The sequence below is a fragment of the Myxococcus xanthus genome, from assembly GCF_013116825.1.
Lineage (GTDB): Bacteria > Myxococcota > Myxococcia > Myxococcales > Myxococcaceae > Myxococcus > Myxococcus xanthus_B.
In genome coordinates, this window is record NZ_JABFNS010000056.1 from 1 (window position 1) to 13,059 (window position 13,059).

10 protein-coding genes are annotated in these 13,059 nt (G+C 68.6%); 4 read left to right on the plus strand and 6 right to left on the minus strand.

Annotated elements, in window-relative coordinates; all coding sequences use genetic code 11:
• Both HNV26_RS17985 and HNV26_RS17990 read left to right on the plus strand, forming a co-directional pair.
• On the plus strand, positions 1–1,412 hold a 1,412-nt coding region (locus tag HNV26_RS17985), incomplete at its 5' end, for a sigma-54-dependent transcriptional regulator (protein WP_216612463.1).
• A complete protein-coding gene (locus HNV26_RS17990) occupies positions 1,409–2,752 on the plus strand; it encodes a sensor histidine kinase (RefSeq protein WP_171445239.1) in 1,344 nt (447 codons plus the stop codon). The genes HNV26_RS17985 and HNV26_RS17990, both read left to right, overlap by 4 nt.
• Before the next feature lie 3 nt (positions 2,753–2,755).
• On the opposite strand, the gene HNV26_RS17995 is transcribed toward HNV26_RS17990, so the two are convergent.
• Positions 2,756–3,286 (minus strand): hypothetical protein, encoded by a 531-nt coding sequence (locus tag HNV26_RS17995; protein WP_171445238.1) that lies wholly within the window; start codon positions 3,284–3,286, stop codon positions 2,756–2,758.
• A 201-nt stretch (positions 3,287–3,487) separates the two neighbouring features.
• Between HNV26_RS17995 and HNV26_RS18000 the strand changes: the two genes are divergently transcribed.
• Positions 3,488–6,061: a glycoside hydrolase family 15 protein gene (locus HNV26_RS18000; protein WP_171445237.1), complete on the plus strand. Its 2,574-nt coding sequence runs from the start codon at positions 3,488–3,490 to the stop codon at positions 6,059–6,061.
• Positions 6,062–6,158: 97 nt separating this feature from the next.
• On the opposite strand, the gene HNV26_RS18005 is transcribed toward HNV26_RS18000, so the two are convergent.
• Positions 6,159–8,006 (minus strand): penicillin-binding transpeptidase domain-containing protein, encoded by a 1,848-nt coding sequence (locus tag HNV26_RS18005; protein ID WP_216612464.1) that lies wholly within the window; start codon positions 8,004–8,006, stop codon positions 6,159–6,161.
• Between the two features lie 299 nt (positions 8,007–8,305).
• Between HNV26_RS18005 and HNV26_RS18010 the strand changes: the two genes are divergently transcribed.
• Positions 8,306–8,809 (plus strand): CinA family protein, encoded by a 504-nt coding sequence (locus HNV26_RS18010; protein WP_171445235.1) that lies wholly within the window; start codon positions 8,306–8,308, stop codon positions 8,807–8,809.
• 156 nt (positions 8,810–8,965) lie between these two features.
• On the opposite strand, the gene HNV26_RS18015 is transcribed toward HNV26_RS18010, so the two are convergent.
• From HNV26_RS18015 to HNV26_RS18030, 4 genes are all read right to left on the minus strand, one after another.
• A complete protein-coding gene (locus tag HNV26_RS18015; protein ID WP_171445234.1) occupies positions 8,966–9,553 on the minus strand; it encodes an imm11 family protein in 588 nt (195 codons plus the stop codon).
• An 83-nt stretch (positions 9,554–9,636) separates the two neighbouring features.
• Complete coding sequence (locus tag HNV26_RS18020; protein ID WP_171445233.1) at positions 9,637–10,965, minus strand: TIGR02270 family protein; 1,329 nt, start codon at positions 10,963–10,965, stop codon at positions 9,637–9,639.
• Between the two features lie 70 nt (positions 10,966–11,035).
• Positions 11,036–11,500, minus strand: a complete 465-nt coding sequence (locus tag HNV26_RS18025; RefSeq protein WP_171452837.1) for a DUF4150 domain-containing protein — start codon at positions 11,498–11,500, stop codon at positions 11,036–11,038.
• Positions 11,501–11,593: 93 nt separating this feature from the next.
• Positions 11,594–12,631, minus strand: a complete 1,038-nt coding sequence (locus HNV26_RS18030; protein WP_171443777.1) for a DUF2169 family type VI secretion system accessory protein — start codon at positions 12,629–12,631, stop codon at positions 11,594–11,596.
• Positions 12,632–13,059 lie beyond the last annotated feature (428 nt).

Sequence of the window (13,059 nt, forward strand, 5' to 3'; positions counted from 1 at the left end):
AAGACAGCTCCCTCCCGAATCCCCCCAGCGCCGCCGAGCGGCCTCCGTGTGTCCTCGTCGCCGACGACCAGGCGGACGTCCTGGAGGCGCTCCGGCTGCTCCTCAAGCGGGACGGGCTCACCGTCGTCACCTCGCAGTCGCCCGCGGGTGCGCTCGCCACGCTGGAGGCCGAGGATGTGGACCTGGTCCTGATGGACCTGAACTACGCGCGCGACACCACCTCCGGGCAGGAGGGCATCGACCTGCTTGGCCGCATCCGCGCGCAGGATGCGTCCCTGCCGGTGGTGGTGATGACGGCGTGGGGCAGCGTGGAGGGCGCGGTGGAGGCCATGCGCGCCGGTGCTCGCGACTATGTGCAGAAGCCCTGGGACAACACGCGCCTGCTGGCCACGCTGCGCACCCAGCTGGAGCTGCGCCGGGCGCTGAAGCGCAGCCGCCGGCTGGAGGAGGAGAACCAGCACCTGCGCCGGGGCCAGGGCAATCAGCTCGCCATGGTATCCGAGTCGCGGTCCATGCAGCCGGTGCGGCGGCTCATCGAGCGGGTGGCGCCGTCTGGCGCCAACGTGCTGGTGACGGGCGAGCACGGCACGGGCAAGGAGGTGGTGGCGCGGCTGATTCATGGGGGCTCCACGCGCTCGGAGCGGGCCTTCGTCGCGGTCAACTCCGGCGGCCTGTCCGAGGGCGTCTTCGAGAGCGAGCTGTTCGGCCACGTGAAGGGCGCCTTCACGGACGCGAAGTCGGACCGCATCGGCTGCTTCGAGCTGGCGGACGGCGGCACGCTCTTCCTGGACGAGATTGGCAACATGCCGCTGTCGCAGCAGGCCAAGCTGCTGCGCGTGCTCCAGACGGGCGAGCTGCACCCGGTGGGCTCGTCGAAGACGCGGCGGGTGGACGTGCGCGTGGTGAGCGCCACCAACGTGGACCTGTCGCGGGCTGTGGCGGAGGGCCGCTTCCGGGAAGACTTGCTGTACCGCCTCAACACGGTGGAGGTGCAGCTGCCGCCCCTGCGCGAGCGTCGCGAGGACATCCCGCTGCTGGCCGCGCACTTCCTGGCCGAACAGGGCCGGCGCTACGGCAGGCCCAACGTCCGGCTGTCCTCGGAGGCGCTGGAGGCCCTGCTGGCCTATGCGTGGCCGGGCAACGTGCGCGAGCTGGAGCACGCGGTGGAGCGCGCGATGCTGATGGCGTCGGGGGACGAGGTGACGCAGGAGGACCTGCTGCTCAAGCGGGCCGGCCGCGAGGGCATGACGCGGCTGGAGGAGATGACGCTGGAGGAGGTGGAGCGCTACCTCATCGAGCGGGCGCTGGCGCGGCACGAAGGCAACGTGAGCGAGGCGGCGAAGGGGCTGGGGCTGTCGCGCAGCGCGCTGTACCGGCGGCTCCAGTACTACGGCATCAAGGGCGCTCGGTGAGCGAGGAGCGCCGGCCACCGCCGCATGACCTGCAGGTGCTCGGGCTCGCGTGGCTCGCGGGCCTGCCGGGCTCGGTGGCCGCGCTCGTGCTGGTGTGGTTGGGGGACTTCTCTTCCAAGGTGCAGTGGACGCTGACCTCCCTGGTGGTGGGCACCTTCCTGGGCGTGGGCCTGCTGGTGCGCGAACGGGTGATGCGGCCGCTGCACGCGGTGGCCAACCTGCTGGCCGCGCTGCGTGAAGGGGACTACTCCGTGCGCGGCCGGGGCGCGCGGGCGGGGGACGCGCTGGGCGAGGTGCTGCTGGAGGTGAACGCGCTGGGGGACACCCTGCGTGAGCAGCGGCTGGGCGTGCTGGAGGCGGGCGCGCTCCTGGAACAGGTGATGGAGGAGATTGACGTCGGCGTGCTGGCCTTCGACGTGGCGGGCACGCTGCGGCTGGTGAACCGCGCGGGCGAGCGGCTGCTGGGCGCGTCACGCTCGCAGTTGGTGGGCAAGGGCGCCGGAGCCCTGGGCCTGACGGACCTGCTGGAGGGCGACGTGCCTCGCAGGCTGACGCGCTCCTTCGCGGAGGAGGGCGGCCCCTACGAGCTGCGGCGAGGCTCCTTCCGGCAGGGCGGCCTGCCGCACCAGTTGGTGGTGCTCGCGGACCTGCGGCTGGCCTTGCGTGAGCAGGAGCGCGAGGCCTGGCAACGGCTGGTGCGGGTGTTGAGCCACGAAATCAACAACTCGCTGGCGCCCATCGGCTCCATCGCGGAGGCGCTGCGCGACACGTTGCTCATGGCGCCGCGTCCGTCCGACTGGGAAGAGGACGCGAAGAGCGGACTGGGCATCGTCGCCCGTCGCTCGCAATCCCTGGCGCGCTTCATGTCCGCCTACGCCAGCCTCGCGCGGTTGCCGCCGCCGACGCCAGGCGCCGTGGAGGTGGACGCGTGGGTGCGCCGGGTGGCCGCGCTGGAGAAGCGCCGGAAGGTGGGCGTGCGCGCGGGCCCCGGGTTGGTGCTGCGGGGCGACGTGGACCAGTTGGAGCAGTTGCTCATCAACCTGGTGCGCAACGCGGTGGACGCGGTGCTGTCCACGCCGGAAGCCACAGGAGACGTCTGGGTGTCGTGGGCCGTGTTGTCGCCGGGCGCGGTGGAGGTCTGGGTGGAGGACGAGGGCCCCGGCATGACGGACACGGGCAACCTCTTCGTGCCCTTCTTCACCACCAAGCCCCAGGGCAGCGGCATCGGCCTGGCGCTCAGCCGGCAAATCGCGGAGGCCCACGGGGGCAGCCTACGCCTGGAGAACCGCCCCGAGGGCAAGGGTTGCCGCGCGCGCTTGAAGCTGCCTCAGGGCGCGTGAGCCTCACGCCACCTGGGCGCGGCGCGTCGCCGTCGGAGGCGCGTCGTATTCGGGCGTGAGGTCCACCACGTCGTTGGTGAGCAGGTGGTAGACGATGCAGTTGCTCACCCAGAAGAACAGGGCGCTGTAGTGGACGTAGACGAGCGGTGAGCCGGGCCACACCTGGAGCGGATGGTTGAAGACATTGGCCGCGACGTAGCCGCCCACCCATTCGCCCACCCAGCACACCCCGGCGCCAATGGCCAGCCGCGGCCAGAGCTTCACGCGGCGTGGGTAGAACCAGAAGAAGTGCAGGCTCCACAGGAGCGCCACGCAGCCGGCCCACAGGATGAGGCTCCCGAAGGAGAACCAGTGGTACGGCGACTTGGGGAACACCCAGCCCCAGTCCCCATTCATCCACCGCCAGGCCACGTTCTGCGCCAGCTCCATGAACCAGAAGAGCGGGGCGACGTAGAGCACCTGCGTCAGCAGGACGCGAAGGAAGGTGCCGCGGTTCTGCCAGGTCAGCCTCGCGGGCCGGGCGAGCGAAGTCATGAGGTCCCCTGCGGCGGTGGGTCGTCCGGTGCCGCGTCACCAGTCAGTACGTGATGAGTCCCATTTCTTGGGGAGCGGGTGGCGACAGGTGGTTGCGCGGAGGCGCCAGAGTCCCGGCTGAACCTCTAGTTGAAACAGCCATTTCCGGGAAGGTCAGCAAGACCGTTGGCCTGAGACGGGAAGGGTCCCAGAATCCGCCGGATGATTCCCACCCCCCGCCTGTATCGCCGACCTGGCCAGCCGCCCGTGCTGCTCCTCGCGCTGCTGTGCGCCGTGGGCGCTGGCGCCCGCGCGGAGGTCCCCGTCCAGCGCTCCTTCCTGCGCCTGCCGTCGTCCAACGGGCATGGCGCGGTGATGTTGGATGTGGAGCAGCGCAAGGTGACGCACTTCCGCGAGCACCTGTTCGCCACCGAGGAGCCCGTCATCGACGCGGCGGGCAATGACGTCTTCGAGAATGGCCAGCCGAAGGTGATTCACGCTCGCGACCTGCTCTTCGACGCGTTCTTCGGGCTGCGCTCCGGGGGGACGCAGCGCTGGCTCAGCACGCAGGAGGCGGACCGGGACGCCAGCGGCTACGCGGCGTGGGCGCCGGAGAAGACGGGCGGTACGGGGCTGGGCGCGCTGGTGCAGCGGGTGGGAACGCTGGAGGCGACGACGTTCGTCTTCGCGCCGCAGGGCCTGCCGCACGCGTCCTTCATCATGGCGCTGCGCGTGCGCAACACCGGCACGTCGGCCGTCACGGGCGTGAGTGCCTTCTCGCTCCACAACTTCCACCTGGGCTTCGGCCGTCCGGGCGTGATGGCGGACCTGGATGAGAATGGCGAGACGGTGGAGCTGAGCGGCAACGACTTCATGGAGAAGGGCTTCGCGGGGGTGTTGGTGGCAAGGCCGCTGGGCACCGTGGCCCGGAAGTCGGCGTGGCTGTCCACGACGACGGGCTCGCAGAACGCCTACTCGGTGGTGAATGGGGGCGGCGGGCTGGACCTGCAGGACTTCACGGCGCAGCCCTCGGCGGGCACGGGCTGGGCGACGGCGTACCAGTTCAACCTGGGGGACATCCCTGCGGGCGCGGAGCGGTGGGTGGGCGTGGCCTTCGCGCACCACGGTGACCCCGCGGCCGGGGCCACGGCGCGGCAGTGGCTGGCGGAGTACGCGGGCGCGTCCGGCGCCCAGGCGCTGGTGGACGCGGAAGTGGCGCGGTGGGCGGCATTCCAGACGGACACGGTGAAGGTTCCGGCGGGCATGTCGGCGGACGAGGAGTCCCTGCTGCGGCACTCGGCGGTGGTGCTGCACATGGCGCAGGTGCGTTCGCGCGACGTGTACCTGCGCGAGTTCCTGTCGCGGGATGGCGAGCCGCGCCGCACGCGCTTCAAGGCGCCCGGCGGAACGCCTGCGTCGCTGCCAGGCGTGGTTCGCCACTCGGGCTACGGCGCGGTGCTGGCGAGCCTGCCGCCCGGGCAGTGGACGTACGCCTGGATTCGGGACGGGGCCTACGCGGTGGCGGCCATGGCCACGTTGGGCATGCAGAGCGAAGCCCGCGACGCGCTGTCCTACTACCTCAACGCGGACAGTGGCCGCTTCCAGCACTGGCGTGAGCTGGAGCCGTATTCGATGCCGCCGTACATCATCACCCTCACGCGCTACCACGGCTTCGGCGTGGAGGAGACGGACTTCAACGAGGCGGGGCCGAACATCGAGTTCGACGGCTTCGGTCTCTTCCTGTGGGCGCTGCGGCACTACGAGCGGACGACGGGCGACACCACGTTGGTGGACCAGACCTGGCCCACGGTGTCCACGAAGGTGGGGGACGCGCTGGTGGCGCTCATCAACCCGGTGACGGGGCTCATCCGTCCGGACTCGTCCATCTGGGAAACGCACTGGAAAGGGCGGCAGCGGTCGTGGACGTACACCAGCCTCACGGCGGCGCGCGGCCTGTGTGACGCGGCGGAGTTGGCGCAGCGGGTGGGCGACACGGAGCGGGCGCAGCGCTACCGGCAGGCGGGCGAGTCCTTGCGCCGGGCGACGGCGGAGCAGCTGACGGACAGGAACTTCGCGCTGGCCTCGAACCTGGAGGAGCTGAGGAAGGGCAGGGGCTACTGGGACGCGGCGGTGTTCGACGCGTTCGCCTTCGAGCTGTTCGACCCGGCGGGGAAGATTGCCCAGGCGACCTATCATGGACTGGACCTGCGCCTGTCCTCACCGGCGGGTGCGGGCTGGCAGCGCAACGATGACCGGTATGACCACCCGGATGGCGTGGACTTGAGCCCTTGGGGCGGCGAGTACGACAGCGCGGAGTGGGTCATCGTCAGCCTGCGCGGCGCGATGGCCAAGCGCATGGGCGGCGATGTGGCGCGTGCTGACCGCGTGCTGAAGTGGGTGACGGACCAGTCGCTGAAGAACTACCTGGCCGTAGCGGAGACGTATGACGAGCTGAACGGCACGTATAAGTACAACACGCCCATGGCGGGCTTCGGCGCGGGTGCCTATGCACTGGCGCTGGACCACCGCGCGGCCGGCGTGAGCGACCCGGCGTGTGGCGCGTACTTCGATGAGAGCACGCTGACGAAGCCGCCGGACGCGGGCACGGGCACGCTGGACGCGGGCACGCAGCAACCGGACGCGGGGCCGCAGACGCCCGACGCGGGCACTTCGTCGGATAGCGGCGCGGACGTGGGCGGTGGCGGCTGCAACGCGACGGGGCCGGGCGCGGTGGCGCTGTGGGTGGTGTTGGCGTTCGCGGGCCTGGCCGTGGCGCTGCGTCGTCGCGGAGCCTGAGTGCTGGCGGCGCGCGGCGGGAGGAGCGCCGCGCGCTGTGGCCTTGCGTGGTGCTGCACCGTTGCGGAGCCTGTGTGTGAAAGAGCGCTCGGGCGCGTTACAGCGCACCAGCGAACTTCGCGGCGATGGGCGCGGCGACGCGCCCGCCCACGCCGCCGCCTTCCACCAGGACGGCGAATCCCACGCCCTTTCGAAACCCGATGAACCACGCGTGCGTGGGCAGCGGCGCCACGGTGCCGAACTCGGCGGTGCCTGTCTTGCCGCCGAGCCCGGGCACCTGCCGGCCGGCCTTCCCGGAGCCTTCCATCACAACGGCGCGCATCAGCGCGGACAGCGGCGCCCGGACGCCGTCCGAGAGCGGGCTGCTCGGTCCGCCGTCCAGTCCTTCCACGAGGTAGGGCGCGCGCCACTCGCCAGACTCCGCCGCCGCGGCGACCGAGGCCATGTGCATGGGCGTCGCGAGCACCCGCCCCTGACCGATGGCGGCGGCCGCCAGTTCGATGGCATCCGCGGGCGCTGGGAACGATGCACCGGCGGAAGTCAGCCCGGGGAAGTAGGGCACATCGAAGCCGAACCGGCGAGCCGCGGCACTCAGCGCATCACCGCCGAGCCCCGTCGCGAGCGTCACGAACGCGGTGTTGCACGAGTGGGCGAACACCTGTCGCAGCGTGGTGTCACCCAGGGACTCGCCTTCAAAGTTCCGGAAGGGCTTGGTGCGCACCATCGTCATCGGCGGGCACGCGACAGGGGAGTCCACCCGCATGCCTCGGGCGAGCAGCGCCTCCGTGGTGACGACCTTGAACGTGGACCCGGGCGGGTAGCGGCCGGTGAGGGCACGGTGCAGCGGCTGCGAGAGCGGCCGGCTGGCCACGGCGAGGATGGCCCCCGTGGCGCTGTCCACGGCGACGAGGGCCGCGGGGTGGGCCACACCGTCGAGCGCGGCCTCCGCGGCGGCCTGGACCTCGCGGCGCAGCGTGGTGGACAGGGGCGCTCCCGGCTCACCCTCGAAGTGGAAGAGGACCTGCGTCTTGCCCGAGGGACGCATGAGCAGGACGTCACCGGAGGGGCTGCCCGCGAGCTGGACCTCGTATGCCCGCTCCAGGCCGGACAGGCCCACGAGGTCTCCAGGCAGATAGGTGGGGCCCATCTGGGGCAGCAGCTCGGCCGTCACCTCGCCAACGCGGCCCAGGGTGTGCGCGGCGAAGCCGTCCTCCGGAGTACGGGCGCTCTTGCGGCGGAAGAAGATGCCGGGCACGGGGGCCAGCGCCGGGCGCACCTGTTGGTAGCGCGTGGGGGGGAGGTCGATGATGGGCACGAAGCGGCTCGTCGCCGTGCCCGCCGCGCTCAGCGCCGCGTCGAACTGTGCGGTGCTCACGCCGGTATGTGCCTGGAGCGCCGCCGCCACGTCCGCGCGGTTCCGGGCGCGGGTGGGGTCGACGCCGATGGTGATGACCTCGCCTTGCAGTGTGAGCGGTGTCCCCTGCGCGTCGAGGATATCGGCCCGCTGCGGGGCCGTGCGGGTGCGGGAGAAGAGGTCACCCTCGCGGGCCTCGGGGTGCAGCGTCGCGGGAGTCCACTGGACGCGCCACTGGCCTTGGTGGCGGACGAAGCGCAGCGCTCCTTCCAGCTCCCATTCCCCGAGCCCACGCAGCAGGTGCACGGCACGGTAGGTGGCCACCCTGGCGTCGCCATGGCGCTGGAACGGTCCGAGCTCGAACTGGGAGGAGATGATGCGCAGCCCGTCGCGGAACTGCTGGTGCATCACCTCGAAGTACGCGGGCGGGTTGACGACGGCGCGCCGCATGGAGGCGACATCCCCCGCGGCCCAGGCGCGCAGATAGGCCTCGGCCTCGGCGACCGGGCCCGTGACGACCGGTTCTGCTGGGACTGGCACAGGGGCAGGGGCCACCGGCCTGGACGCACAGGCCGCCAGGAATGCGGCCATCAGGGCCAGGACTCCAACCTTCCACGCTCGCCAGGACACGGGCGGCACTCTGTTGCGCACGGGCGCGGATGGGTCAAGGAATCCGCCGCCGAGGGCACCCGGAGTGCGGCCAGGGGATGTCGGTCAACGGACTGCGCGACCGTGGACGGTGTCCCTGCCCCGGTGCGCCGACTGGGCCCCACGTCTGGCTGCTACGATGGCCTCGGACGCGGCGCCCCGAGCGAGGACACGGCCGGGAACGCACGGCGTGACCGTTCTTGGGCGTGCAGGTCCGCCGCGGATGGGATGGAGTGGGGCGCATGACGGAAGCATCCCTGGAGGCCTTGGCGCGGCAGGCGCTGGAGCGGTGTCGTGCGGCGGGCGTTCGCCTGGCGTTGGTGGAGGCCTGCACGGGAGGACTGCTGGGCGCGACGCTGACGGAGGTGCCCGGCGCCTCCGCGGTGGTCGAGCGTGGCTTCATTCCCTACTCGTATGAGTCCAAGGTGGAGCAGCTCGGCGTGCCGCTGGCGTTGCTGCAAGCGCATGGCTCCGTCAGCGCCGAGGCCGTGGAGTCCATGGTCCAGGGGGCTTTGGCGCGCTCCACGGCGGACTGGGTGCTGGTGGAGACAGGCATCGCGGGTCCCGGAGGCGGCACGCCGCAGAAGCCCGTGGGCCTGGCCTACCTCGCGGTGCTCCAGCGGGGTGGAAAGGCCACGGTGGAGCGGCACGTCTTCACTGGGGACCGAGGTCAGATCCGGCGCGCCATCGTGGGCCGGAGTCTGGCGCTGCTGGTGGAGCGGCTGGGCGCGAATTCATCGCCCTGACACCTGAAGTCCTTGATTGCCCCTCAGCACGCCACGCGGACGACAGCCCCAGAGTTCCTTGATGGCTCCGAGGGCGTTCTTGCCCCGCAGTTCGAAAGAACTCGATGGCGTTGAGAGAGACTCCAGGCTCTTGAGGTCTGCCCAAATTGGGGGGACTCAGTAAATCCGACAGCGTTCACCCATTCCAATGTACTTCATCCCCGTGATGCCCGCAGCGTTGAATGCTGTTTGCAAGTCGTCGCGGATGATGATGGCGGATGGCATGGTCTTGAGACGGAAAAGCTTTGCCTGTGGAGGAATCTGCTCCTGAAGAAGATGAAGCCTGAATAAACCAGATAGAAGGTCGGGCTCCAGACCCAGTTGCTCCACCTCGCTGCGGCTCATGTCAATGCAGTCATGATGGTCGAGTACGTTGGCAATGAAGAAGCTTCCCTTCGTTGCACGTCCTTGCGGCGAGGTGATGGAGATTGGAAGGAACTCGATGTCCGCGCCCGAATCTGCCTCCAGGAGTTCTTTGAGCCTACTCGAGACCATGGCTAGTTGAACGGTGTTGGCAATGAAATCCGGCGTAGATCGTCCTTTATGCTCGCCATCCATCTGGAAAGTCACATCGGGAGGAAAATGGTTGTCCGTGCGCAAGCCACGACTGATGCGCCAACTCGTGTCACGGATGGACCCGGGCTCCTCGTGTATGACGCAGAACTGTGGATCGACCATGGTGGAAAGCAGGAAAAATGAATGCATGTCTCGTGTTTCCCGTAGCGCTTTTGTGATCCTGTCCGGTTGAAGTATCTCGTTTCGACCGGGGCGCCCTGGCGGTGCGTCGTTCAGCCGCGGAGGCCTTCGGCGAATGGGCGGCTATACAGGGAAGTGGGTGCTGTGCGTGCTTCTGTCCAGGTGAGAACCTGTGTTGCCACCCATCGACGGGTGGGGACCTGGATTGCCCCTCGGCTCCGAAGTGCGAGTTCCAGGGCAAGGGCATGCCGTCGCCGCATGGGCATGTTCACGAGCCCGTCGAGCAGGGCTTGAGGTGTGAAAGGGGTTCCTGCGAGGTAGCGCTGCTTCGCGTCCAGCCTCGGGCGGATGTCGTGCCACCAAGCCATCACCTTCTCGGAATTGGGGATTGGCAGCGCGTCCTCTGGCTTCAGATTGAGGTTCGCGTCCAGGTCCTCTTCCTCCAATGGGGCGAGTCCCTCCTCAGGCTCTTCCTTCGGCACTGCGAAATCCGCCTCAATGGGAAGCCCGGTGATGGCGCTGAAGGCCTCGCCTGCGAGCGCGGCGGTGGGCTCGTGGCGCATGTGCTCCACGCAAGCGTCGGCTGCAGCGACTCGGCCCGAGAAGCCCAGTGCCCACAATGCGTCGGGCCGGGACTTCTCTCCAGAGAGCCGTGCCAGAAGGAGCTTCAGATCTCGGTCGTCGCCATTCATGGCGAGCAAGAGCAGGGGCAGTCGGCCTCCGGACCCACCTGGCTCGGCCGCGGCCTGACAGGCCGCCCACGCACCTCTGTGCCCGCCTTGCAACCCCGCAACAATGGCGGCATCTCGCAGCAGGTGCGTATCCGCGTCCAACGCACGTTGAACCACCGAGGGGGCAATTGGCAGTCTGCTGTGGCTGGCGGCACGCAGCCCTGCGGCAGCAACCTGTGGATTTGAGTGCGCGACGAATGGCAGGCAAACCTCTGCGGTCGCAAGCCCTTGCGAGCCCAGGACCTCAAGGACAAGGGGCAGCAACTCGGGGCTGACACCCTCCTGCTTCAGCAGTGACGGGAGGCCCGCAAGACTGGCGGATGAGGGCGCAAGCTCAAGAGCGCGTTGAAGAGGCAGAAGGGCTGGAATTGGGGCTGACGGGAGCGCCGCCAGAACAGAGGCGGGGCCGAAAGGTTCCTCGCTCCGGAGGAGCGCCAAGGCGGCTGTCGCGATGCGTTCAGGCTCATCCGACTCCAGAGCGGGCTCCAGAAGCCGGCGAGCTACTGGCTCACGTCCGAGGACCAACCCATCCACATGGGCTGTGAACTGCTCTTCCAACTCCGCCACGTCTGCGAGGGTGAAGTCGGGTGCATCGAGTGCCTGTTCCCATTGAGTCCAACGGAACGCAGCTTCGTCGAGGTGCGTTTCGTAGATGTTCCAATGCAGCAGGCGCCCCGTATGTTTGGCCATGGTGCTGATTGCTCTCCACGGAGGCGCCCCTCCGCTGACGGGATCCGGCGAGGAGTAAGGATGCGGAGGTTCAGACCTCTTTTTCGCAAACGAGGCACTTGGGCTTGCCTTCGTTTCCGCCCATCGCGATGACGGGACCCTGCATGACGGGGAAGGGGGGCGTGTTCTTGTCGTTGTGGAGCATGAGGTCGAAGGCGCGCGCCACGTTCTTTCCCTCGAACTTCACGTCGAAGGAGAAGTTGACGAACTCCGCTTTGCCCTTCGTCTTGCCGGAGACCACACCGCCTCCTGCGGTACCGGCCTCGTCGCCGGTGCTCATCTTGAAGCTGGAGTCCTTCACGCACACCGGATTTCCAGCCACGGAGACCTTCTTCGTGCCCTTGTCGGTGTCGGAGGACTGGGCCACGTTGGGGTAGGGGATGGGGACGGGGCCCGCCGGGCTGGGCGTCTTGCACACGTCGGGGAAGGCGACGGTGACGCCACCGCTGTCCTTGGTTACCACGGACATCTTGTTCACACCGGTATTGACGGGCATGGCAGACGCCTCCTGCGAAGAGTTTACCCTGCGGAGGCCTCGTGGCGCGAGCGGAGCCGCAGGCGCAGGGCACACGTGCCTATGCTCAGCCAATCATGGCACCTTACGTAGGGAGGTGCCTTCCGCAGTGAGTGTCAGACTGCGTACGTCATGGAGGCCATCGTCTAGTACGGCATGGCCTCTCCAGATGAGCAGCACCTGGTCCGCGTCCGCGTCGAGGATGACGGTGTCCAGGTTCATGGGGGGCTTCGAGGTCTCCCCCCTTTGGAGCTCCAGGGTCACGACTGGAGTTGCTTGTCCGGGAAGAGAGAATGAGAGCCGGCCTCTTGGCGAAGCCCCAGCGATGATCACTGGTTCATCGCCCCGCAGGTATCCGGGGGCCGTGAGACCCGGCGCCGCCGCATTGAAGAACCGCCGGTCGAAGTCCTTGGGGACCAAGGGCTTGCGTGTTCTGTTCCATGCTTCGTCGTAGGTGCCCCCGTACTTCGCGCGGGGTTGCCAGTGAGGGGAGGTGAAGCCGAAGCCTGCAGGGACCACCCTCTGGCCGAACTCGCGCAAGGGGGCCGTCGCAGGGTCCTCCAGATTGGGGAGCTTCAGCCCCTCTTCGAAATGGCGCGGACTGGAGCGAAAGCCCACCCCTACCGGGTTGCGTGGCTCGAAGGAGGGCTTTCCCGCATCCGTCCGGTCCCAGCCACCAAATGCGCGCTCCCACGTGAGGGGCAACTTGTCGAACGGAAGTGGCTTCGTGGCGGTTACGCGCCCCATGCTCTTGAACCACGTTCGTTCCCCGATGACACGCACGGCCTTCTTCAACGGGCCTACCTGGAGGGCGACAAGCGACTCGGTGGCTCCTTTTTGCGGCGGATACGCATGCCCGATGAGCGCCACGTCCGTGGCCACCTTGCTGAGCGCGCTCTCGGGCTCGTACTTGTCGCTGGACTCTCCAGGGCGGCCCCACGGTTTGGCACTCCACTGCACCGGGGTCTGCATGTCCGCGAGCTTCAAGCCCGCATCACCCAGGACGAACGTGGCCTTCACAACGAGAAGTAGGGCCGGTCGCCCGTCTTCGTCGGAGAGTCCCATCATGTCGAAGGCAAAGGGGGTCTCGTTCTCGACGTTGGGGTGTGCCATGCGGTGCTCCGGCCGACGGGGCCTATGGGCCCATCGCGGTTGCTGCAGTCTACCAGCCAGAGAAGATGCTGCGCACAGGAGCTTGCGTGTGCCCTCCGTGTCGCTTCGTTGGCCAGGGGCTTGGCATGGGCGTGTTCGCTTGCCAGTGGTCGAGAACGTTGGGAGAATTGAGGTCGAAAGCAGCGATATCACTGAAGATCGTTGGCCGTGGGCCGCCGGAACAGAGAGGTCTCAGTGGAGGTTGTCGTCACAGGCCTGGGGATGGTTTCGCCCGTCGGGCGGGATGTCGTGACGTCCTGTGCGGCGATTCGAGCGGGACTTGCAAGGCCTCAGCCGTTGCCCTATTTCGAAGCCCTTGACGAAGCTTCTCAAGAGACGGGGCCCATTACGGGGCACCCCATTCGGGCGCTGACCGAGGGATTCACGCT

What these genes read in the sequence shown, in the direction of transcription:
- HNV26_RS18020 (WP_171445233.1), bottom strand. Translation starts at nt 10,965, where the DNA reads ATGGCCAAACATACGGGGCGCCTGCTGCATTGGAACATCTACGAAACG.
- HNV26_RS18010 (WP_171445235.1), top strand. Translation starts at nt 8,306, where the DNA reads ATGACGGAAGCATCCCTGGAGGCCTTGGCGCGGCAGGCGCTGGAGCGG.
- HNV26_RS18025 (WP_171452837.1), bottom strand. Translation starts at nt 11,500, where the DNA reads ATGCCCGTCAATACCGGTGTGAACAAGATGTCCGTGGTAACCAAGGAC.
- HNV26_RS18005 (WP_216612464.1), bottom strand. Translation starts at nt 8,006, where the DNA reads ATGGCCGCATTCCTGGCGGCCTGTGCGTCCAGGCCGGTGGCCCCTGCC.
- HNV26_RS18000 (WP_171445237.1), top strand. Translation starts at nt 3,488, where the DNA reads ATGATTCCCACCCCCCGCCTGTATCGCCGACCTGGCCAGCCGCCCGTG.
- HNV26_RS17995 (WP_171445238.1), bottom strand. Translation starts at nt 3,286, where the DNA reads ATGACTTCGCTCGCCCGGCCCGCGAGGCTGACCTGGCAGAACCGCGGC.
- HNV26_RS18015 (WP_171445234.1), bottom strand. Translation starts at nt 9,553, where the DNA reads ATGCATTCATTTTTCCTGCTTTCCACCATGGTCGATCCACAGTTCTGC.
- HNV26_RS18030 (WP_171443777.1), bottom strand. Translation starts at nt 12,631, where the DNA reads ATGGCACACCCCAACGTCGAGAACGAGACCCCCTTTGCCTTCGACATG.